General features: G+C 72.0%; 19 protein-coding genes. 15 read left to right on the top strand and 4 right to left on the bottom strand.

The genetic code is table 11. The annotated features are described in order from the left end of the window. The first annotated feature begins 56 nt into the window (after positions 1 to 56). The 6 genes from VFG42_RS16350 to VFG42_RS16375 all read left to right on the top strand — a co-directional run bounded on the left by VFG42_RS16350 (position 57) and on the right by VFG42_RS16375 (position 5,393). Positions 57 to 2,204 (top strand): glutamine synthetase III, encoded by a 2,148-nt coding sequence (locus tag VFG42_RS16350; RefSeq protein ID WP_324909830.1) that lies wholly within the window; start codon positions 57 to 59, stop codon positions 2,202 to 2,204. Positions 2,205 to 2,651: 447 nt separating this feature from the next. Further along, positions 2,652 to 2,990 (top strand): hypothetical protein, encoded by a 339-nt coding sequence (locus VFG42_RS16355; protein WP_324909831.1) that lies wholly within the window; start codon positions 2,652 to 2,654, stop codon positions 2,988 to 2,990. Between the two features lie 12 nt (positions 2,991 to 3,002). Next, a complete protein-coding gene (locus VFG42_RS16360) occupies positions 3,003 to 3,602 on the top strand; it encodes a hypothetical protein (protein WP_324909832.1) in 600 nt (199 codons plus the stop codon). 119 nt (positions 3,603 to 3,721) lie between these two features. Next, positions 3,722 to 4,216, top strand: coding sequence for an RNA polymerase sigma factor (locus tag VFG42_RS16365; RefSeq protein WP_324909833.1), 495 nt, complete (start codon positions 3,722 to 3,724; stop codon positions 4,214 to 4,216). Continuing rightward, positions 4,213 to 4,950, top strand: a complete 738-nt coding sequence (locus VFG42_RS16370; protein ID WP_324909834.1) for a hypothetical protein — start codon at positions 4,213 to 4,215, stop codon at positions 4,948 to 4,950. Before VFG42_RS16365 ends, VFG42_RS16370 begins: the two co-directional genes overlap by 4 nt. Before the next feature lie 23 nt (positions 4,951 to 4,973). Next, positions 4,974 to 5,393, top strand: coding sequence for a hypothetical protein (locus VFG42_RS16375; RefSeq protein WP_324909835.1), 420 nt, complete (start codon positions 4,974 to 4,976; stop codon positions 5,391 to 5,393). 15 nt (positions 5,394 to 5,408) lie between these two features. Here the strand turns inward: VFG42_RS16375 and VFG42_RS16380 are convergent, their stop codons facing one another. Then, positions 5,409 to 5,942: a GNAT family N-acetyltransferase gene (locus VFG42_RS16380; RefSeq protein ID WP_324909836.1), complete on the bottom strand. Its 534-nt coding sequence runs from the start codon at positions 5,940 to 5,942 to the stop codon at positions 5,409 to 5,411. Between the two features lie 470 nt (positions 5,943 to 6,412). On the opposite strand from VFG42_RS16380, the gene VFG42_RS16385 reads away from it, so the two are divergent. Continuing rightward, positions 6,413 to 7,780 (top strand): right-handed parallel beta-helix repeat-containing protein, encoded by a 1,368-nt coding sequence (locus tag VFG42_RS16385; protein WP_324909837.1) that lies wholly within the window; start codon positions 6,413 to 6,415, stop codon positions 7,778 to 7,780. Positions 7,781 to 7,912: 132 nt separating this feature from the next. Next, positions 7,913 to 11,515, top strand: a complete 3,603-nt coding sequence (gene metH, locus VFG42_RS16390; protein WP_324909838.1) for a methionine synthase — start codon at positions 7,913 to 7,915, stop codon at positions 11,513 to 11,515. A gap of 39 nt (positions 11,516 to 11,554) precedes the next feature. Here metH and VFG42_RS16395 read toward each other — a convergent pair whose 3' ends face one another. After that, positions 11,555 to 12,388, bottom strand: coding sequence for an aldose 1-epimerase (locus VFG42_RS16395; RefSeq protein WP_324909839.1), 834 nt, complete (start codon positions 12,386 to 12,388; stop codon positions 11,555 to 11,557). A 171-nt stretch (positions 12,389 to 12,559) separates the two neighbouring features. Between VFG42_RS16395 and VFG42_RS16400 the strand changes: the two genes are divergently transcribed. From VFG42_RS16400 to VFG42_RS16425, 6 genes are read left to right on the top strand one after another with little or no spacing between them, the layout of a single operon-like run. Then, complete coding sequence (locus VFG42_RS16400) at positions 12,560 to 13,852, top strand: S1C family serine protease (protein WP_324909840.1); 1,293 nt, start codon at positions 12,560 to 12,562, stop codon at positions 13,850 to 13,852. After that, on the top strand, positions 13,849 to 14,820 hold the full coding sequence (locus VFG42_RS16405; protein WP_324909841.1) for a VWA domain-containing protein: 972 nt from the start codon (positions 13,849 to 13,851) through the stop codon (positions 14,818 to 14,820). The genes VFG42_RS16400 and VFG42_RS16405 overlap by 4 nt, the downstream gene beginning before the upstream one ends. A 27-nt stretch (positions 14,821 to 14,847) precedes the next feature. Continuing rightward, positions 14,848 to 15,876, top strand: coding sequence for an AAA family ATPase (locus VFG42_RS16410; RefSeq protein ID WP_324909842.1), 1,029 nt, complete (start codon positions 14,848 to 14,850; stop codon positions 15,874 to 15,876). Next, entirely contained in the window at positions 15,873 to 16,790 is a 918-nt protein-coding gene (locus VFG42_RS16415) for a DUF58 domain-containing protein (protein WP_324909843.1), read from the top strand. Before VFG42_RS16410 ends, VFG42_RS16415 begins: the two co-directional genes overlap by 4 nt. Further along, positions 16,787 to 17,764: a VWA domain-containing protein gene (locus VFG42_RS16420; protein ID WP_324909844.1), complete on the top strand. Its 978-nt coding sequence runs from the start codon at positions 16,787 to 16,789 to the stop codon at positions 17,762 to 17,764. The genes VFG42_RS16415 and VFG42_RS16420 overlap by 4 nt, the downstream gene beginning before the upstream one ends. 42 nt (positions 17,765 to 17,806) lie before the next feature. After that, positions 17,807 to 18,964: an acyltransferase gene (locus tag VFG42_RS16425; protein ID WP_324909845.1), complete on the top strand. Its 1,158-nt coding sequence runs from the start codon at positions 17,807 to 17,809 to the stop codon at positions 18,962 to 18,964. Here the strand turns inward: VFG42_RS16425 and VFG42_RS16430 are convergent. Next, complete coding sequence (locus VFG42_RS16430; RefSeq protein WP_324909846.1) at positions 18,930 to 19,223, bottom strand: DUF4333 domain-containing protein; 294 nt, start codon at positions 19,221 to 19,223, stop codon at positions 18,930 to 18,932. The genes VFG42_RS16425 and VFG42_RS16430 overlap by 35 nt on opposite strands. Continuing rightward, entirely contained in the window at positions 19,220 to 21,574 is a 2,355-nt protein-coding gene (locus tag VFG42_RS16435) for a glycosyltransferase (RefSeq protein ID WP_324909847.1), read from the bottom strand. Before VFG42_RS16435 ends, VFG42_RS16430 begins: the two co-directional genes overlap by 4 nt. Positions 21,575 to 21,670: 96 nt before the next feature. Between VFG42_RS16435 and VFG42_RS16440 the strand changes: the two genes are divergently transcribed. Beyond that, a complete protein-coding gene (locus VFG42_RS16440) occupies positions 21,671 to 22,357 on the top strand; it encodes a chlorite dismutase family protein (RefSeq protein WP_324909848.1) in 687 nt (228 codons plus the stop codon). Positions 22,358 to 22,397 lie beyond the last annotated feature (40 nt).

The raw sequence follows: 22,397 nt of genomic DNA on the forward strand, positions 1-22,397 counted from the left end.
CGGCGCCCCCACGCGCCCCGAACACGCATGCACGCACAGGAGGAAGTTCCCGCCCCATGAGCCCCGTCCGCCAGCAGAACGTCACGGCCGCCCAGTGGTCGGTCAACGGCGGCGCCCTCGGCAAGACCGACCTGACGCTGCCCGGCGCCAACGTCTTCGGCGCCAACGTCTTCACGATCGACGAGCAGCGCGCGCGTCTGCCCAAGCACGTCTTCCGGCAGCTCCAGGCCACGCTGGAGGCCGGCGAGCCGCTGGACTCCTCCCTGGCCGACGCGGTCGCGCAGGCGATGCGCGAGTGGGCGATGGAGAAGGGCGCCACGCACTACACGCACTGGTTCCAGCCGCTGACCGGCCTGACGGCCGAGAAGCACGACTCGTTCTACAACCCGACCGGCGACGGCCACGCGATCGCCGAGTTCTCGGGCAAGGAGCTGATCCAGGGCGAGCCGGACGCGTCGTCGTTCCCGACGGGCGGCATCCGCGCGACGTTCGAGGCCCGCGGCTACACCGCGTGGGACCCGACGTCGCCGGCGTTCATCCTCGACAACCCGAACGGCACGTTCCTGTGCATCCCGACGGCGTTCGTGTCGTGGACGGGCGAGGCGCTGGACCACAAGATCCCGCTGCTGCGCTCGATGGACGCGCTGTCCAAGAGCGCGCTGAAGGCGCTGAAGCTGTTCGGCGACGAGGAGACCACGCGGATCTTCACGACGGTCGGCCCCGAGCAGGAGTACTTCCTGATCGACGAGCAGTACTACTTCGAGCGCCCTGACCTGTACACGACCGGTCGCACGCTGTTCGGCACCAAGCCGCCCAAGGGCCACGAGCTCGACGAGCACTACTTCGGGTCGATCCCCGAGCGCGTCCTGGCCTACATGATGGAGTCCGAGCAGGAGCTGCGCAAGCTCGGCGTGCCGGTCAAGACCCGCCACAACGAGGTCGCCCCGGCGCAGTACGAGCTGGCGCCGATCTTCGAGAACTCCAACGTCGGCTCCGACCACCAGCAGCTGACGATGCAGGTCCTGCAGAACGTGGCCCGCCGCTACGGCCTGGTCTGCCTCCTGCACGAGAAGCCGTTCGCGGGCGTCAACGGCTCGGGCAAGCACAACAACTGGTCGATGGGCACCGACTCCGGCCACAACCTGCTCAACCCGGGCGACACGCCGGGCGAGAACGCGCAGTTCATGTTCTTCTGCTCGGCGGTCATCAAGGCCGTCAACAAGCACCAGGCGCTGCTGCGCGCGTCGGTGGCCAACGTCGGCCAGGACCACCGCCTGGGCGCCAACGAGGCGCCGCCGGCGATCATCTCGATCTTCCTCGGCGCCGAGCTGGAGCAGGCGTTCTCGAAGATCGCGACCGGCAAGGGCAAGCGCGTCCGGAAGGGCCTGATGGGCCTGGGCGCCGAGGTCCTGCCGCACCTGCCCCGCGACGGCGGCGACCGCAACCGCACCTCGCCGTTCGCGTTCACCGGCAACAAGTTCGAGTTCCGCGCGCTGGGCTCCAGCATGTCGCTGGGCTTCGTCAACGCGGTGCTCAACACGATCGTCGCCGAGTCGATCGACGAGCTGAGCGCCCTGCTGGAGAAGCAGCTGAAGGCCAGCAAGGGCGACGTGACCGCCGCGGTCTCCGAGGTCGTCAAGGACGTCTGGGAGCGCAACAAGCAGGTCGTCTTCAACGGCGACGGCTACTCCGACGCCTGGCACAAGGAGGCCGAGGAGCGCGGGCTGGCCAACCTGCCGACGACGCCCGACGCGCTGCCGTGGCTGGTCGAGAAGCAGACGATCCGCGCGTTCGAGAACTACGGCGTGCTGACCGAGCGCGAGCTGGAGTCGCGCTTCGAGGTCTTCGTCGAGCAGTACGCGACGAAGCTGAACATCGAGGCCGAGACCGCCGCGTCCCTGGCCCGCACGATGATCCTGCCGGCGGCCGTGCGCCACCTGACGGAGCTGAAGGCCTCCGGCGTCACCGCGCTGGCCGAGGAGGTCGAGCCGCTGGTCGAGGACCTCTTCTCCAAGATCACCGCGCTGGAGAAGGCCAACGACCACAACGGCCCCGAGGGCGGGTTGAAGCACGCCAAGTACATGCGCGACGTGGTCATCCCGGCGATGAACGACGTCCGCGCGATCGCCGACCGCCTCGAGCGCATCGTCGCCGACGACCTCTGGCCGCTGCCGAAGTACAGCGAGATGCTGTTCATCAAGTAGCGCCCCGGGCGAGCAGCCCGCCCCGCAGGACCTCGGAAGCCCCGCCTCGGCGGGGCTTTCGTCGTTGGGGGCGGCGCGGCGGACGAGGCCGCGCCTGGAGATCGCGCCGGACCACCCGCCCGGAAGCTGGGCACGCGCGCTGGGCGCCTGTCGCTGCGAATTCCGTCGGGTGAAGCTCCGCCGACCGGTGCGCCGGACCGGTCGCGACGGCCCGCCGGCGAACGCCCGAGCATGGAACGTTGGCGTTTCCTGGGAACGCCTGGGCCAACCGGCCGGAGGCTGATTCGCACCACGTTCGTTCCGCTCAAGAAACCTCCATCATTTCAACACTCCCACGGCACGGTTGTTGAGAAGGCGATTGATTGCGCACGTTGAGCAGTTATCAATGCAATGAAGGAGGCAATTCCCATGCGAAAGGCACGGAGGGCGCTCGGAGGCGCCGTCCTCGTGGTGGTGTTCGGTGTCTGCGCCACGGCGGCGTACGGAACGTCGGATTTCTGGTTCAGCGGCTCACTCGCGACTAACGCCGGGTTCGCGAGCACGGATGCGCACTCGATCACCTACATCCAGGGATCGGCTGACCACAACGGGTTCTGTGTGGCCAAGGACCAGGGGCTGGCAGGCTTCGACGTGGCGACCCGCGCGACGGTCGGCACGCAGGCCTGCGCGAGCAGCGGCGGGTTCGCCAGCCGCAGCGAGGACGGCTCCTGCTGCTACCACGGCTGGATCGCCAACAAGAACACGTTCGCGATCAGCGTCAACTCGACGACGCGATACGACTACTAGGAGGCGATGAGGATGAGGCTCACCAAGCGAATGGCCGCCCTCGCCGCCGCCGCCGGGCTCGGCGCCGGTGTCACGGTCGGGATCGCGCAGGCCGGCGGCGACGATCCGCCGCCGCTGTGGCAACCGACGATCACCGACACTCCGGCTCCCGCGACCACTGCGGAGATCGCGGCCTACTCGGTGCTCGCGCCGATCCTGGCCCGAGGGTCCGGCCCGGACACGACCCAGGTCGCGGCCTTCGGCACTCACGCGCAGATCGGCGTCGACGTCGACGGCTCCCGCGTGGTCGACTCCACCGATGCCGGGCCGATCTGGCTGATCCCGGTCACTGACGGGCTCTGCCTGGGCCTGGAGGACACCACTGGCGGCGCGATCGGCGCCGCGTGCGAGGGGAGCGACGACGTCATCACTCGCGGGATGACCATCGGCGACGGCACCACCATCTACGGGATCGTCCCGGACGGCGTCACTTCGGTGACTGTCACTCCCATGGGCGGTTCGCTCACGACCGCGACGGTCTCCTCCGGCGGCATCTACACCCTGCCGTCGGGGACCGCCACGGTCTCCGTCGACGGTCCGAGCGGGACGGCCGAGTTCGGCGTCGTCGGCTGAAACGCACTGATCGGTCACAGCAAGGGCCCCCGCCGGTTCATATGGGCATGGGGCCCTTGCGGTCGGCGTCCGACGCCGAGCTCCTCAGACGAACGAAAGACGATCCCGAGGCCTTCGCCGTGTTCTACGAGCGTTGGGAAGGCCCCATCTTGGCGTGGCTGCAGCGGCGTACGCGGGACCCCGAGGTCGCGGTCGACCTCAGCGGCGAGGTCTTCGCCGCGGCGCTGAGCGCCGCCGACCGCTTCATCGGCGCCGGCAGCGGCAGCGCCGCCGCCTGGCTCTTCACGATCGCCCGCAACACGCTGCTCACCAGCATCCGGCGCGGACGGGTCGAGGAGCAGGCGCGCCGCCGCCTGATCACCTGGGAGCCGGTCCACCTGCACGAGGTCGATCTCGACGCGATCGTCGAGCTGGCCGCCGACGGGCCCGCGCTGATGGCCGCGCTGGAGCAGCTGCCCCCGCGCCAGCGGGAAGCCGTTCGGGCCCGCGTGCTCGAAGAGCGGCCATACGAGGAGATCGCCCAGCAGCTCGCGTGCTCGGAGATGGTGGTGCGCAAGTCCGTGAGCCGTGGGCTCAAGGCGCTGCGCGCGCGGATGAAGGACCAGCCGTCATGACCTACGTGCCGCAGAACCGCGCGAACCTCGTGGCGGCGGCGACCGCCGCGGCGGCCGCGCGCGAGCAGGAGTCCGGCCGCCGTCCGTCCCTGCCGTGGGGCCGCGTCACCCGACGCTCGCTGGCGCTGGTCGCCGTCGCCCTCGTGGTGCCGGTCGGCGTCGGGGCCGCGGTCGTCACGCTCGTCCACGAGCGGCCGCCGCGCGAGCCGAAGATCACCAACCCGGTCAACGTGAGGCCCGACCGCGCGCCGCTTCCGCACGTCCCCGCCACGCTGTTGAAGGGCTATTCGCGGCTGGCCGCCCCGGCGACGGCCGAGGATCGCGACAACGCGCTGGTGCGCCGACTGGCCCGTCACAGCCGCACGTTCGGGCTCGACGCCGGCGGGGCGCGCGTCCTCGCCCACATCGACGGCAAGCGCCTCTGGCTGATTCCGGGCAACGGCTTCGTCTGCCTCGGGCTCGAGAACCCCGCGCCGCATCGCGGCCTCAGCATCGGCTGCGACACCGAGGAGGTCGCCCTGCGCGACGGCCTCCAGGCCAACGACGGCAAGTCGATCTACGGCGTGCTGCCCGACGGGGTCACGCGGATCGAGGTCACCGATGACGACGGCTTCCGCCACATCGAGCCGGTGAATCGCAACGCCTACGTGCTGAGCGACGACAACGTCACCGTGCGCTACCCCGTCGGCGCCAAGCGCCAGCAGACCTTCCGCATCATCGGCACCGGCGGGTAGCGAATCCGGTTAGGGTCCGCCCCATGTCCGCTAAGCGACTTCTGAGCGGGATGCGTCGGCTTCCCGTACCCGCCCTCGTCGTGCTGGCGCTCGCGGCCCCGGCCGGGACCAGCGCCGCGCCGGACCCCGCGGCGCTCTCAGCGGCCAAGTTGAAGAGCTGCAAGACGCCCGGAGACCCGCCGCCCAAGAAGTCCGCGTACTCGATCCAGGTCCGAGGCGTGAGCTGCACCACCGCCTATCCGCTCATCCAGAAGGTCATCTCCCACGCGCCCAAGGGGTGCCTCGAGGTCCCCACCCCCGCACACGTCCGGCTGAGCGATCCGTGTCGGATCGCGGGCTATCGCTGCACGGGCCGGACGGTTGCGCGGGGGATCGCGGTCGAGGCGACCTGCAAGCGCGACGCGAAGATCGTCCGCTTCCAGGTCCAGTACCTCGCCTACTGATCCCCAGGCCTACTACTAGAAGCCCGCCGCCTCGCGCTCCAGGCGCCATCGCCGCTCCACCCCCGTCTCCCCTGGCGCCGCGAGGTTCGGCTTGGCCACCGTCCCGAGGTCGGTGAAGCCGGAGCGGCGGGCGACGGCGCCGGAGGCGAGGTTGGCGGCGTCGTGGTGGATCTGGACGAGGTCGACGTCGGGATCCGAGAAGGCCTCGGCGACGAGTTGGGCGACGGCCGCGGTGGCGACGCCGCGGCCGATCTGGTCGACGTGGACCCAGTAGCCGATCTCCCACGCGCGCGGGCCGATCCGGCGGTGCAGGCCGCCGGAGCCCAGCAGCGTGCCGTCGGCCGCGTCGAAGAACCCGCGGTAGCGGTCGCCGCCGGCGGCCTCCTCGGCGCACACGTCGCGGATCCAGCGGCGGCGCCAGGCCACGCCCGGCGGCGGGCCCGCCGCCCACGCCATCCACGGGCGCAGGTGCTCCCGCGACGCGGCGACCGCGGCCTCCAGCGCGGCGGCGTCGTCCGCTTCGTAGGCGCGCACCACGAGATCGGCCATGCGCCGGACCCTGGCACAGTCCGCCCGGGTCCGCGAGCGGCCGGAACCAGAGACGAGGGCGTCTCCCGGCCCTCCCGCGATCGCGGGATCTTGCCCCACTAGTAGGGCAGCAGGGTGACATCGAGCGCCGGCGACGCTCCTCGTCCGGGTGCATAGCCCGCCCCGGTCCGCCACCCGGGCGACCCTGCGCATCCGGCCACCGAAACCTCGGTATCCGCCCGCCGGAACGGCCGGTCATGCCCAGGCCGACCCCGGTTAGGCCGGTCTCCCACCCTGGTAGAAACCTCCTGACTCGACGCAGGGGGTAGGGGGTCCCTCGGGACTTCCCGTGCGTCGCATCCCATCCGTCCGCCTCGGCCACCGCCGCGCGGCGCGCATGCGTCGCGTGAGCAGTCGGCTTCCGGCGGTCCTAGACCCAAACCAGTCTCAGAACCGGAGGAAAACCCGTGCGTTCTGCACGTACCCTTTCCGTGGCGGTCCCCGCTGCGCTGTCCCTGGGGGCGCTGTGCGCCGTCGCCGCCCTTCCGGGCGCCGCCAACGCCGCCACCCTCAACGCGACGCCGTCCACGCTGACGAGCGTCTACAACTCGGCCAAGGCCGGAGACACGGTCCAGCTGGCCGCCGGCGCCTACAGCGCCTTCAACGGCGCGAGCAAGTCGGCCCCGGGCGTGACGCTCAAGGCCGCGAGCGGCGCCAACGTGACGATGGCCGGCGCGCAGTTCGCCGGCACGTCCTACATCACGATCCAGGGCGTGAAGTTCACGTCCGGCGTCGTGCTGCGCGACAACGCCAACCACATCGTCCTCGACGGCGACACGTTCGACAACCTCGGCCCGGCGACCTGGGAAGGCCGCCTGTCGATGAACCTCGGCGCGCACGACAACACCGTCCGCAACAGCCACTTCGGCAACGGCGGCTGCGCCGACGGCGTGTTCATCGGCAACGCCACCAACAACACGATCGGGCCGGGCAACGAGTTCAGCAACCTGAAGCAGGGCAGCTGCTCGGCGCACGTCGACTCGATCCAGCTCTACACGGGCCCGTCCACGACGATCACCGGGAACTACTTCCACGACGTCACGACCGGGATCATGGCCCCCAACGGGACCAGCAACGCGACGCTGAGCAACAACGTGTTCGTCATGTCCGAGTACCCGTACGCGGCGTACTTCGGCTGGTCGGCGAACACCACCGCCGTCCACAACACGATCCTCGGCGGCAGCCTGCACTTCGAGGACTGGACCAACGGCACCGACCACCCGTCGGCGCACACGAGCGGCACCGTCCGCGACAACGTGCTCGCCGGTGGCATCCAGAAGATCGGCGTCTCCTCGCTGACCCAGGACTACAACCTGCTCAGCTCGGGCGCCTCGGGCTCCCATGACGTGACCGGCAAGGCGACGTTCGTCGGCGGCGCCAACCCGACGAGCTACGCGGGCTACGCCCTCGCCTCCGGCTCGCTGGGCAAGGGCAACGCCAGCGACGGCACCGACCGTGGCATCCAGGTCGGCTCGACCACGCCTCCGGTCGTGACGCCTCCGAGCACCGACCCGACCCCGCCGGCCACCACCCCGGTCAAGGCCGTGTGGACGGTTCCGAGCAACGTGCGCGTGAACAAGGCGGTCACGCTCGACGGCACCCGCTCGACGGGCACCGGCACGCTGACCTGCACCTGGTCGTTCGAGGACCAGACCGGCGCCACGGTCTGGGAGACGGCGACCGGCTGCAAGCTGAGCAAGGCGTTCTCGAACGCCGACACGAAGTACGTGAAGCTCACCGTTCGTGACTCCACCGGCGCCACGAACTCGAGCCGCCAGTCGTTCGCGGTCACCCGCTGACCGACGCGTCTCACCGGATTCGCGGCAGTGACCTGGGGCCCCGCTTCGGCGGGGCCCTTCGTCGTCCTCGGACGACCCGCGATCCGACCTACCCTGACACAGTTGTGTCAAGGTTGCGCTACCCTTTCGCGCATGCGCGATTTCCTGGCCGCCGTCCGTGACCACGTCGTCGTCTTCGACGGCTCGATGGGCGCGACCCTGGAGGAGTTCGACCTCTCCCAGGCCGACTACGGCGGGCTGGAGGGCAAGTGCCACGAGGCGCTCGTGCTGCACCGCCCGGACGTCATCCAGGAGCTGCACGAGTCGATGGTCCGCGCGGGCGCCGAGGTCGTGGAGACCGACACGTTCCAGGCCTCCCGGCTGAAGCTCGAGGAGTGGGGCCTCGGCGAGCACACGCTGGAGATCAACCAGAAGGCCGCCGAGATCGCCCGCCGCGCGGTCGGCGAGGACCGCTTCGTCGCCGGATCGATCGGCCCCACCGGCCACCTCCCCGCCTCCGACGACCCGACGCTGGGCAAGATCACCTTCGCCGAGCTGGTCGAGGTCTTCACCGAGCAGGCCCAGGGCCTGGTCCAGGGCGGCGCCGACCTGCTGATCATCGAGACCGCCCAGGACATCCTGGAGGTCAAGGCCGCGATCTTCGGCGCGCGCGAGGCGTTCAAGCTCGTCGGCCGCTCGGTGCCGATCCAGACGTCGGTCTCGCTGCTGCCCAACGGCGGCAAGATGCTGCTGGGCACCGACATCAGCGCGGTGCTGACCACGTTGGAGGCCTTGAAGGTCGACGTCATCGGCCTGAACTGCTCGACCGGCCCCAACGACATGCGCGACGCGATCCGGTTCCTCGGCGAGTTCTCGCCGGTCCCGGTCCACTGCATCCCGAACGCCGGCCTGCCCCAGCAGGGGCGCAACGGCGAGACGATCTTCCCCGAGGGCCCCGACGAGCTGGCGGCCGTGCTCGGCGAGTTCGTGCAGCAGCACGGCGTCTCGGTCGTCGGCGGCTGCTGCGGCACGACGGTCAACCACATCTCGGCGATCGCCGAGCGCGTCCGCGGGCACCGGCCGGGCGAGCGCCCGGCGCCGCGCGCCCCGATGGTGTCCTCGATGATCAGCGCGACGCCGCTGGTCCAGGAGCCCGCCCCGACGCTCGTCGGCGAGCGCGTCAACTCGCAGGGCTCGCGCAAGGCCAAAGAGCTGCTGCTGGCCGACGACTACGACGGCCTCGTGCAGGTCGCCGAGGACCAGGTCGAGGGCGGCGCGCACGTGCTCGACCTCTGCGTCGCGCTGACCGAGCGCACCGACGAGGACGAGCAGATGCGCCAGGTCGCCAAGCGCGTGTCCCTGTCCCAGCCCGCGCCGCTGCAGATCGACTCGACCGAGCCCGACGTCATCAAGCTCGCGCTGGAGCAGACCCCGGGCCGCGCGATCGTCAACTCCATCAACCTGGAGGCCGGCCGCGCGAAGGCCGACACGGTCATCCCGCTGGCCATCCAGCACGGCGCCGCGCTGATCGCGCTGACGATCGACGAGGTCGGCATGGCCAAGACCGCCGAGCGCAAGGTCGAGATCGCCACGCGCATCAAGGAGATCGCCTGCGACGAGCACGGCCTCGATCCCGAGCTGCTGATCTTCGACTGCCTGACGTTCACGCTGACGACCGGCGACGACGAGTGGAAGCCGTCGGCGGTCGAGACGATCGACGGCATCCGCGACATCAAGGCCGCGCTGCCCGGCGTCAAGACGTCGCTGGGCGTCTCCAACGTGTCCTTCGGCGTCTCCCCCGGCGCCCGCGCGGTGCTCAACTCGGTGTTCCTGCACCACTGCGTCGAGGCCGGCCTGGACCTCGCGATGGTCAACCCCAATCACATCACGCCGTACGGGGAGATCAGCGAGCTGGAGCGCGAGCTGGCCGACGACCTGGTCTACAACAAGCGCGAGGACGCGCTGGAGCGCTTCATCGCGCACTTCGAGTCCAAGGGCGAGACCGAGGAGGCCGCGGGCGCCGCGGACCCGACGGCCGACATGGAGCCCGAGGAGGCGCTGCACTGGCACATCCTGCGCCGCAAGAAGGACGGCGTCGAGGCCCAGATCGACGCGGCCGTCGAGAAGCTCGGCGCGGTGCCGGTGCTCAACGACGTCCTGCTGCCGGCGATGAAGGAGGTCGGCGACAAGTTCGGCGCCGGCGAGCTGATCCTGCCGTTCGTCCTGCAGAGCGCCGAGGTCATGAAGCGCGCGGTCGCCCAGCTGGAGAACTACCTGGACCGGATCGAGGGCTACACCAAGGGCACGGTCGTCCTGGCCACGGTCTTCGGCGACGTCCACGACATCGGCAAGTCGTTGGTGAACACGATCCTCACCAACAACGGCTACACGGTGATCGACCTCGGCAAGCAGGTCCCGGTCTCCACGATCATCGACGCGGCCAAGGAGCACGACGCCACGGCGATCGGCCTGAGCGCGTTGTTGGTGTCGACGTCCAAGCAGATGCCGCTGGCCGTGCAGGAGCTGGAGCGCGAGGGCCTGCCGTACCCCGTGTTGATCGGCGGCGCCGCGATCAACCGCGCCTTCGGCTACCGCGCGCTGCACGTCAACGGCCTGGACGACGAGAAGCTCTACGACCCGGGCGTCTTCTACTGCAAGGACGCCTTCGAGGGCCTGCACGTGATGGACCGCCTCGTCGAGGACGAGCAGCGCGTCGAGCTGCTGGAGAAGCTGCGCGCCGACGCCAACGCGTTCCGCGAGAAGGGTGACGAGGAGGTCGTGCTCGACACGACCGGCACCGAGCGCTCGGACGCGGCGGTCGACGTCGAGGTCCCCGAGCCGCCGTTCTGGGGCGTGCGCGAGATCCCGGTCGACCTCGACGACGTCTACCAGCACCTCGACACGCACGTGCTGTTCAAGCTGCACTGGGGCGGCAAGGGCATCAAGGGCGAGGCCTGGCGGCAGCTCCTGGAGGGCACCGACGAGGACGAGGGCTTCCGGCCCAAGCTCGAGCGCATGTGGCGCGAGCAGACCTACCTGCACCCGCGGGCGTTGTTGGGGTACTTCCCCTGCTACAGCGAGGACAACGACGTCGTCGTCCTGGACCCGTCCGACCGCTCCACGGTCCTGACCCGCTTCGTCAACCCGCGCCAGCCCGGCAACGACCACGTCTGCCTGGCCGACTTCTTCCGCCCCAAGGACAGCGGGGAACTTGATGTGGTTGCCCTGCAGGCCGTCACGGTCGGCGACGAGGTCACCGAGCTGATGGCCCAGCTGGAGTCCGACGGCGAGTTCGCCGAGCAGCTGTTCGTCCACGGCCTCGGCGTCCAGACCGCGGAGGGCCTGGCCGAGTGGCTGCACGCCAAGGTCCGCGCGGATCTCGGGATCCCGGAGACCCAGGGCCGCCGCTACTCCTGGGGCTACCCGGCGGTCCCCGACCAGTCCGAGCACGAGAAGGTCGACGCGCTGCTGGACCTCTCGGCCATCGGCATGGCGATCTCCGACGGCTACGCGCCGGTGCCCGAGCAGTCGACGCTGGCCCTGGTGGCCCACCACCCGCAGGCCTTCTACTTCGGGATGAAGCAGGGCCGGCTGAAGCCCGTCGACGCGACCGCGCCCGACGACGTCATCCGCGGCTCCAAGCGCGACCCGTCGCTGTTCGCCCAGGCCGAAGCGGAGGAGCTGGACACCGAGGCCGTCGAGGGCGGCCTGGCCGAGGGCGAGGCCGAGGCCGCGCCGGTGGCGGCGGAGGCGTAAGCGCGACCAGCGCCCCGCCTTCCCCCGCCCCGCCTCGCCCTAGCTCGCCTCCGACAGGTCGATCGCGAAGGCCGCCCGGAACGGCTCGGTCACGACCCGCAGCCCCTCGCCCGAGCGCAGCGCGTCGATCGGCGCGGTCATCGGCTCGATCGCGACGATCGGGCGGCCGGGCGGCGAGAAGAGCTGGAGGTGCGTGTAGCCCTCCAGGAACTCGACGGTCAGCTCGTGGCCGCCGCCGGCGATCGTGAAGCAGGGGTGGGCGCCGAGGTCGGTGAAGTGCGCGTCCAGCGGCGCGTCGCCGAGCGTGGCGTGGCGTGGGCCGACGCGCTCGCGCTCGCCGGTCGGGATCGCGTGGTCGTCCAGGCGCAGCCGGGTCATCGACGGCGTGCGCAGCACCAGCTCCTCGCGCGGCACGCCGGGCAGCGTGAAGTACGGGTGGAAGCCGAAGGAGATCGGCACCCCGACGTCGCCCAGCGGCGTCAGCGTCGTGGTCACCCCGATCCGGTCGGGCCCGTGGTCGACCTCCAGCCGCAGGCGGTGCGGGAACGGGAAGCCCGCGAAGCGCTCGCCGCCCTCCTCCCACGTCGCCTCGGCCACGAGCCGGCGCCCGTCGTCGTCGCGGACCTCCCAGCCGCGGTAGGCGCCCATCAGCCCGTGGATCGGCAGGCCGTTCTCGTCGGTCCGCAGGCCGGGCGCGCCGGCCTCCAGCGCGACCTCCGCCCCGTCGACCGCGTAGGACCAGCCGCTGAGCCGATTGGCCCACGGGTGCAGCAGCGGGATGCCGAAGGTCGCCCCGCGCGCCACATAGGCATCCAGGCCGCCGAGCTGCCCGAGCAGTTCGCGACCGTGCCCGAAGAGGGACACTCCCACCATGCCCACCGACGGCACCCAGCGAGAGGTCCATGCACCGGCTTTCAGCGTGACCACGTCTGAGGACATGGTGTCATCCTCTCTTACCTGGCCTTTATCTGTGCAACAGGATTTCATCAGGAAGCTGTCGCACCCTGTCGCAATGACCGCGGTCCGTTTCGGGGGAGCTGACGCATGACCCCGCCCAAGCACATCTGGAGCGGCGGCTGGGAGGCGGAGTCCGAAGCCGAGGCGCGCCGTCGCGCCGAGGCCGAGGCCGAGCGTCAGGCCCATGCCGCCGAGCAGCCCGAGGCGCCGACCACGACCGGGCCGACGATCGCGCCCGGCTCGCCCGCCGACCCCTACGCGCCGGAGCGCGGGCGGGCGGGAACCACCTCCCGCGGCCGCGTCGCCGCGCTGATGGCCGTCACGATCCTCGTCATCGGCGGCGCCGCCTTCGCGGCCGGCCTGCTGCTGGACGACAACGGCGACGGCAAGAACGGCACCACGCCGGTCGCCGCGCTGCCCTCGGTCGGCTCCAAGCCGATCAAGCCGGCGCGCGGCCAGACCCGCGCGGGCACGATCTACACCCAGGCCTCCCCCGCCGTCGTCTCGATCCGCACCTCGACGGGCACCGGCACCGGCTTCCTCATCGACAAGAGCGGCACGCTGGTCACCAACGACCACGTGGTCGAGACCGCCAAGACCGTCCAGGTCAAGTTCGGCACCGACGGCCGCACGATCCAGGGCGACGTCAAGGGCGTCGACCCGTCCAGCGACCTCGCGGTCGTCCACATCGACCCCGGCACGATCCCCGGCGGGACCACCCCGCTGGAGTTCGCCGACTCGCGCGGCGTGTCGGTCGGCGACGTCGCGATCGCGATCGGCAACCCGTTCGGCCTGGACCGCACGGTCACCGAGGGCATCGTCTCCTCGCTCGGGCGCACGCTCAAGGCGCCCAACGGCTTCCAGATCGACGACGTCATCCAGACCGACGCCGCGATCAACCCCGGCAACTCCGGCGGCCCGCTGCTGGACGACGGCGGCAAGGTCATCGGCGTCAACTCGCAGATCGCCACCAACGGCGTCTCCGCCGGCAACGTCGGGATCGGCTTCGCGGTCCCGTCCAACACCGTGCGCCAGGTCGTGCCCGGCCTCAAGGAGGGCAAGACGGTCTCGCACGCGTGGCTCGGCGTCCAGATCGACACGAGCGGCGCGACGAACCCGAACGCCACCTCCGGCGCCGTCATCGGCTCGGTCGAGACCGGCGGCCCGGCCGAGTCGGCGGGCCTGCAGGCCGGCGACGTCGTCAAGCGCATCGACGGCCAGGCGGTCCAGGACCCCACGGAGCTGTCGACGATCATCAACTCCAAGGCGCCCGGCAACAAGATCAAGCTGACCGTGGAGCGCAACGGCCAGTCCCAAGAGGTCGACGTCACGCTTCAGAACCGCCCGCAGCAGGTGCCCTCGCAGACCCAGACCCCGTGACCTTCGGCGCACCCCTCGTCCTCGTCGCGCTGGTCCTGGTGCCGCTGCTGGCGGCGGGGTACGTCGCGCTGCAGCGCGACCGTGCCCTCGCCGCCGCCGCGTTCGCGGCGCCCAGGATGGGGCCGTCGGTCGCGCCGCGGCGCCCGCGCTGGCGCCGCCACGTGCCGCCGGCGGCGTTCCTGCTGGCGGTCGCGATCCTCGTCGTCGCGGCCGCCAAGCCACAGCGGACGGTCGCGGTGCCGGTCGAGCACGCGCAGATCATGTTGTTGACCGACGTGTCGGGCTCGATGCTCGCCACCGACGTCAAGCCCAACCGGCTGGTCGCCGCGCGCCGCGCCGCCAAGGCGTTCATCGAGCAGGTGCCCAAGCAGGTCAACGTCGGGATCGAGGCCTTCAACCTGACGCCGCAGGTGCTCGCCAACCCGACGACCGACCGGGACGCGCTCGACCTCGCGCTCGGACGGCTGCGCTCCAGCGGCGGCACCGCGACCGGCGAGGCGATCCAGACCGCGGTGCGCGTCCTCCAGCAGGCGCCGTCCCAGAACGGCAAGAAGCCGCCGTCGGCGATCGTGCTGCTGTCCGACGGCGCATCGACGCGGGGCGTCGACCCGATCGCCGCCGCCCAGGCCGCGGCGCGGCTCAAGATCCCCGTCTACACGGTGACGCTCGGCACGCCGGGCGGCACGATCACCGTGCCCCGGTCGGAGGCCAACCCGTCGGCCGGGACGATCACCAAGCCCGTGCCGCCGGACGTGCGGTCGCTGGACCAGATCGCGCAGGCCTCGCACGGCAAGTCCTTCACGGCTCAGACCGCGTCGGGGCTGTCGGAGGTCTACAAGCACCTGGGCTCGCAGTTGGGCACCAAGAAGGAGCCGCGGCAGATCACCGCCGGGTTCGCGGGCGCGGGGCTGGCGCTGCTGGCGCTCGGCGCCGTCATGTCGCTGCGCTGGTTCGGGCGGCTCATCTAGTTGACGATGGAGAACGAGGAACGACCGATGGACGAGACCACCGACCTGTCCCCGCAGGACGCCCACGAGGATCCGCGCCGGGCGCTGAGCGAGGCGCTGCACGAGATCAAGCGCGTCATCGTCGGCCAGGACGCGATGCTCGAGCGGCTGCTGGTCAGCCTGCTCGCCGGCGGCCACGTGCTGCTGGAGGGCGTCCCGGGCCTGGCCAAGACGCTGACCGTGCGGACGCTGGCCGACGTCGTCGGCGGCACGTTCCGGCGCGTGCAGTTCACGCCCGACCTCGTGCCCGCCGACCTGGTCGGCACGCGGATCTGGCGGCCGGACACCGGGCGCTTCGACACCGAGCTGGGCCCCGTGTTCGGCAACGTGCTGCTGGCCGACGAGATCAACCGCGCCCCCGCCAAGGTGCAGAGCGCGTTGTTGGAGGTCATGCAGGAGAACCAGGTGACGATCGGCGGCCAGACGTTCCCGGTCCCCCGCCCGTTCCTCGTGCTGGCGACGCAGAACCCGATCGAGTCCGAGGGGACCTACCCCCTGCCCGAGGCGCAGGTCGACCGCTTCCTCATGAAGCTGTTGGTGGACTACCCGACGCCGGGCGAGGAGGCGGCCGTGGTCGGCCGCTCGCTGGGCGGCCCGGCGGAGGTCCGCCAGCGCCTGGAGCTGCACGACCTGGAGCGCTACGCGGCGCTCACCGGCCAGGTGATGGTCGACCGCGACATCATCGCCTACGCGGTGGCGCTGGCCGACGCGACGCGCCACCCGGCCGCGCACGGCATGGGCGACCTGGCGGGCATGGTCGAGTTCGGCGCCTCGCCGCGCGGGCCGATCGGCCTGATCCACGCGGCGCGCGCGCTGGCGATGCTGCGCGGGCGCGGCTACGTCAACGCGGGCGACGTCCGCGACCTCGCGCCCGACGTGCTGCGCCACCGGCTCGTGCTGTCCTACGACGCGCTGAGCGAGGGCGTGACCGCCGACCAGATCCTCGACCGCGTGCTCGAGGCGATCCCCGCGCCGGAGGACCGCTACCAGCACCGCGTGGCGCGAGGGGCCGCTTGAGCCCCAGCCCGCGCATCCCGATGGCCTCGCCCGCCGCCCGCCAGGGCCCAGGCCCGATGCCGCACGCGTTGTTGGATGCCTTGGCCATCGCGGTGACCCAGCGGGTCGCGGGCGCGCTGCCCGGCGACCGGCGCGCCGCGGGCGTCGGGGCGGGCACCGAGCTGGCGCAGATCCGGCCCTACGCGTTCGGCGACGACGTCCGGCGCATCGACGCGGCGGCGACCGCACGTTCCGGCGAGCCGCACGTGCGCCTGGAGGTGCCGGAGCGGACGCTGACGACGTGGCTGGCGATCGACGTGTCGGCCTCGATGGCGTTCGGGACCGCGCGGCGGTTGAAGTGGGACGTCGCCGAGGGCGTCGCCCTGGCCCTGGGTCGGCTGGCGCTGCGCCACGCGGGCCGCGTGGGCCTGATGACCTTCGGCGCGGGCGAGCCGACGCTGCGCCCGCCGCGCGGGTCGAAGGCCGGCCTGGTCGCGCTGCGGCGCGCGCTGTCGACCGGCACGGCCGTCGACGGCGCCCACGACCCGCACGCGCTGGCCGACGCGCTGGGCCGCGTCGGGCGCGTCGCGCGGCTGCCGGGCCTGGTGGTGGTGATCTCCGACTTCCGCGACCAGCGCGACTGGGCGCGGCCGCTCGGCGCGCTGCGCGCGCGCCACGCGGTGCTGGCCGTCGAGGTCCACGACCCGCGCGAGGCGTCGGTCCCGGCCGTCGGCCGGATCGCGGTCGTCGACCCGGAGACCGGGCGGCGCGTCGAGGTCGACACGTCGCGCCCGCGCGTGCGGGCCCGGTTCGAGGCGTTGGAGCGCGAGCGCCGCGACGCGCTGGCGAGCGAGCTGCGGCGCCTGCGCGTCGACCACGCGTCGCTGTCGACCGACGAGGACTGGCTCCTGCAGCTGGGACGGAGGCTGCGGTGAGCGTGGCGACCCCGCTGGCGCTGTCCTTCGGCGCCCCGCTGGGCCTGCTGGCGCTCCTGGCGATCCCGCTGGCGTTGTTGGGGTTGTACGCGGCGCGCCGTCGCCGCACGGCCTACGCGGTCCGGTTCCCGGCCGCGGGCACGCTGGCGCTCGCGGCGGGCGTCGTGTCGCCGTGGCGGCGCCTGCTGCCCGCCGCGCTCGCGCTGGCGGCGATCGCCGCGCTGGCGCTGGCGCTGGCCAAGCCCCAGCGGACGATCGCCGTGCCGGTCGAGGGCGCGTCGGTCGTGCTGGTCACCGACCACAGCGGGTCGATGTCGGCGACCGACGTCGAGCCCGACCGGCTGAGCGCCGCCGAGACCGCCGCCGAGACGTTCCTGGACAAGCTGCCCAAGCAGACGCGGGTCGGCGTGGTCGCCTACTCCGACGGCCCCGACGGCACGCTGCCGCCGACGACCGACCGCGACCGCGTCCGGGGCACGATCGAGGCCCAGACCGCCGCGGGCGCGACGGCGACCGGCGAGGCGCTCCAGGTCGCGATCGACACGCTGGCGCCCGGCGGCGACAAGTCCAAGGCCAAGGCCTCGGCGATCATCCTGCTCTCGGACGGCAAGACCACGACCGGCCGCGACCCCGTCGGCGTCGCGCGCATCGCCAAGCGGCTCGGGATCCCGATCTACACCGTCGCGCTCGGCACCGAGGACGCGACGATCCCCAACCCGGTCTCGCCGCTCTCGCCGCCGATCGCCGTCCCGCCCGACCCCGAGACCCTCAAGCAGATCGCCCAGGTCAGCGGCGGCCGCGCGTTCACCTCCGACGACGCCGGCGAGCTGCGCGGGATCTACTCCTCGCTCGGCTCCAAGCTCGCCACCAAGCACGAGCAGCGCGAGATCACCCCCGGCTTCGCCGGCGCGGGCCTCGTGCTCCTCATCGTGGCGGGGCTGCTGTCGCTGCCGCGGCTGGGCCGCCTGCCGTAGCCCGCCGCGAAAGCCCCGGCGCCGACCGGACGTTGTTCGGAGATGAGCACGCGTGCGCAGGCTCCGGTGGCGCCGGTCGAGGGCCGCAAGCTCGGGCATGTTCCCGGGCTGGACGGGATCAGGGCGATCGCCGCCCTGGCGGTGGTCGGGTTCCACCTCCGGCTGGCGGTGTTCGGCAACGGCGACATCGGCGTCGACATCTTCTTCGTGCTCAGCGGGTTCCTGATCACCTCGATCCTGCTGACGCGCACCCCGCCCGGCGGGCGGGTGGACTTCCGGGACTTCTACCGGCGACGGGCGCTGCGGCTGTTGCCGGCGTACTTCGCGGTGGTCTTCGCGTGCGTCGTCGCCGAGTGCTTCTCGGACTACGGCGCGACGTTCAAGGGCGCGGTCTTCGGCAGCTTCTACGTCGCCAACTGGGTGCAGGCGATCCAGGGCACCGGCCTGGGCACGCTCTCGCACGCGTGGTCGCTGTCGATCGAGGAGCAGTTCTACCTCGTGTGGCCGGCGCTGCTGGGGCTGCTGCTGCACCGCTTCGGCTGGAACGGCCGGGCGCTGCTGAAGGCCGTCGCCGCGCTGCTGGCGAGCGCGTGGCTGCTGGTCGCGGCGCTGGCGCTCGTCGACGCGCCCGCGCGCGTCGCGTCCAACGCCACGCCGACGCGCGCCGTCGAGCTGCTGTTCGGCGCGCTGCTGGCGATCTACGTCGCGACGCCGAGCCTGTCGGGCGACCTCGCGCCCCGGCGCGGCCGCAGCGCGGTCGCGCTCGCCGGCGTGGCGGCGCTCGTCGCGCTGCTGGGGCTGATCGTGCTGACCGGGACGACGCCCGACGAGGACAGCCTCATCGGCTGGCCGGTGATCTCGGTGCTGACCTGCACGGTGATCTACGCCTGCCTGCGCCACGTGCCGGCGGTCACCGCGCCGCTCGGCGTGCGGCCGATGGTCGAGATCGGCCGCCGCTCCTACGGCCTCTACCTCTGGCACTTCCCGATCTTCGTGATCGTCGACACGCGCTGGGGCCTGGACAGCACGTCGGCGCGGCTGGGCGCGCTGGCCGTCACCGTGGTCGTCGTCATGCTCTCCTACCGCTTCGTCGAGCAGCCGTTCCTGCGGCGCAAGGACGCGGCCGCCCCGGAGACGATCGAGCCCGCGGACGCGGCGCCCGCGCTCAGCTCACCCGCGGTCGCACCGACGTCAGCGTGAAGCGCCCGTCGTGCGTGAACGTCACGACGATGTCGACGGTCGCGCCGGAGAGCGTCGTCGTGCAGTGGGCGGTCGAGCCCTGCTTGGGGCTGACGTCGTCGGGGCAGTCGACGGTCGTCGAGACGTCGGTCTGGCGCTTGATCTGATCGGCGATCTTGGACTCGAGGTCCTTGCGGTCGACGCGGTCGCCGCCGCAGGCGGTGGCGACGAGCGCGACGGCGGACAGCAGCACGGCTGCCGGCGCCGCGCGGTGGCTCAAGCGTCGACCTCGTAGGCGGTCGACTCGCCGCGCCGCGGCAGCGGCGGAAGCTCGACCGGCGCGGCGTGCATCGCCCGCATGCGGACGTCCCGCCAGGAGACGCCCTCCTTCAGCAGCGCGGGCGCGCCCATGACGAAGGCCGTGGCGATCTCGACGGCCTGCAGGATGATCCCGTAGCCGAGCGCGTCCTCGACGCTGATCCCGTAGCCCTTGTGCAGCACGAACACGCACGCGGCCTGGAAGACGCCGAGGTTGGACGGCGTGGCCGGCAGGACGGCGGACACGTTGACGGCGAACAGGACGGCCGCCGCGGCGCCGAGGCCGGCGCGGTCGTCGAGGCCGAAGGCCATCAGCAGCACGTAGCAGGACAGCCACTGGATGACCCACGCCAGCAGCTGCGCGCTGGCGGCGACGCTGCCCAGCCGCGGCTGGCGGAAGACCTCCAGGCCCGCGCGGACCTGCGCGGTCGCCCGCCGGCCCTGCGTGGCCCACGCGCGCACGCGCGCCGAGGACGCGCGGGCGCCGCTGCGCAGCACGGCGGGCGCGCCGAGCACGGCCGCGAGGATGACCAGCGGCAGCGTCGCGAAGGCGATCAGCCCGCTCTGGTGGTGGTCGAAGACCGGCACCGACCGGAACATCGCGCAGCCGAGGATCACCAGCGCCAAGATGTTCAACAACGTCTGGGAGACGATCGTGCCCAGGACCATCGGCAGCCCGTCGCGGGGCCGGCCGATGCGCCGCGCGACGATCATCGCGCGCGCCGGCTCGCCGAGGCGCGCGGGCAGCGTCGCGGACATCAGCACGCCGATCATCGTGCCCTGCAACGCGTCGCTCAGCCGCGGCCGCGGATGCGTCGGGAACGCCGCGCGCAGGATCGCCGCCCACGAGACCGCGCGAACGGCCATCGACGTGCACATCAACGCGAGCGCCACGAGCACCCACGAGACCGTCGCGTGCAGCAGCGAGTCGGTGATCTTGTCCAGGCCGATCCGCCGCAGCGCCTCCAGCGCGCCGCCGACGACGGCCAGGGCGACCAGCGCCATCAGCACGCGGCGCACGAGCGCCAGCACCGGCCGCTTGGCGCGCACGCGCGGGACCGGCGGGTCCATCGACGGCAGGCGCCGCGCCGGGCGGCGCGGCTGGAGATCCGAGGGCAGCGCGCCGATGCGCACGGCGGCGCGGTGGACGAGCGAGCCCTCCGGCGCGCCGACCGCGATCGCGTCCTCGTAGGCCTTGACGACCTGGCGGGCGACGACCGGCCAGGCGTAGCGCTTGGCGGAGTGCAGGGCGGCGGCGCCCATCGCGGCGCGGCGCTCGTGGTCCAGCGCCATCGCGCGCAGCGCCTCGCCGAGCGCGGCCGCGTCGCCGCGCGGCACGAGCATGCCCTCGACGCCGTCCTGGACGACGTCGCGGTAGCCCGCGATGTCGGAGGCGACGACCGGCGTGCCGGCCGCGAAGGCCTCGGTCAGCACCATGCCGAACGACTCGCCGCCCAGCGACGGGGCCGCCAGCACGTCGGCCTCGCGCAGCACGGCGGTCTTGGTCGCGTCGTCGACCTTGCCCAGGACCGTCACGCCGTCGCGGCCGTCGAGCAGCAGCGGCTCGACCTCCTCGGCGGCGGCGCCGACGATCGTCAGCTGGACCGGGACGTGCTCGCGCAGCGCCTCGTAGGCGCGCAGCAGCACCGGCAGCCCCTTGCGCTCGACGGCCTGGCCGACGAACGCGACCCGCAGCGGGCGCTGGGCGGTGACGGCCTCGGCCGGGGCGGGCTCCAAGGACTCGTCGACGTGCACGCCGTTGGGCACGACGCGGTAGCGGCCGCCGTAGAAGCGCTCGCCGGTCCACTTGGCGGCCTCGGACACCGCGAGGCGGACCTTCAGGCGGTTGAGGCGCCGCCGGGCGCCGATGGCGATCGCGATCCCGTGCGACACCTTGCTGGTGCCGTAGGTGTGGAAGGTCCCGACCATCGGCACGCCGCAGGTCGTCAGCGTGTCCCAGCCGACGCAGGGCACGACCGGCTCGTGGATGTGGACGACGTCGTAGCCGCCCGTCCGCAGCTCCTCGCGCAGCGCGCTCACGTTCGGCGCGTAGGGCATGGTCAGGTTGGAGACCGCGCCGTTGGCCGGGAAGCCCATCGTCCGCCCGAGCGGGACGATCCACTCCGGCAGCGCGCGCTCCTGCGGAACGGCACCGCGATGCCGCCGCGCCGACCGACGGTCGGGCGGGTCCACGGGCGCCAGAACCCGCACATCGTGACCCAGGATCGAAAGCTCTTCCCGCAGCGCCTCGATGTGCCGCGTGACGCCCCCGGGATAGGTCCACGAATAGGGGCTGACGAGCGCGATGCGCATCGAGATCATGGTATCGGCCCGATGCCCGGAATGGCCTGGGGGATAACCCGTCTTCACACGAGCGTCCGGGACCCGCGGACTAAACTGGACGGCCTGATGGCTGACCGGCACTTCGTGAAGTACACGTTCCTCAAGCTCGATCCTGCCTGGCGGCGCCTGCCGGAGTCCGAGCGCGCGGAGCACAAGGCGGAGTTCCTGGCGGCGTGCGAGGACTTCGGGACCGACCACCTGATCCAGGGCTTCTCCCTCGTCGGCACGCGCGGCGACGCCGAGCTGATGCTCGTGATGGAGGCCGAGAACCTCGACCGCGTCCACGAGTTCCACGTCGTGCTGGCGCAGTCGGGCCTGATGAAGTGGGCGACGCAGCCCTACTCGTTCCTGGGCCTGCGCAAGACGTCGGAGTACAGCGACGAGGAGCGCCACATCCCCCGGCGCTTCAAGGGCAAGTACCTGTTCGTCTACCCGTTCGTCAAGACGCGGCAGTGGTACGGCCTGGATCCGAAGGAGCGCTGGCGGATCATGCAGGAGCACATCGAGGTCGGCCGCGAGTACCCGACGGTGGACAACCACACCACCTACTCGTTCGGGCTCGACGACCAGGAGTTCGTGGTCGCCTTCGACACCGACGACGCGGGCGCGTTCCTGGACCTCGTCCAGCGGCTGCGCACGACCGAGGCGTCGGCCTGGACGCTGCGCGACACGCCGTCGTTCACCTGCATCAACACGTCGATCGAGCGCGCGCTGAACGCGCTGGACGGCGAGTCGCTGTCGGTCACGGCCTGAGCGCCGCCGCCCCGGTCCTGGCCGGGAGGGTCGCCCCGAC

The sequence above is a fragment of the Baekduia sp. genome (genome assembly GCF_035685985.1).
In the GTDB taxonomy this organism is placed as follows: domain Bacteria; phylum Actinomycetota; class Thermoleophilia; order Solirubrobacterales; family Solirubrobacteraceae; genus Baekduia.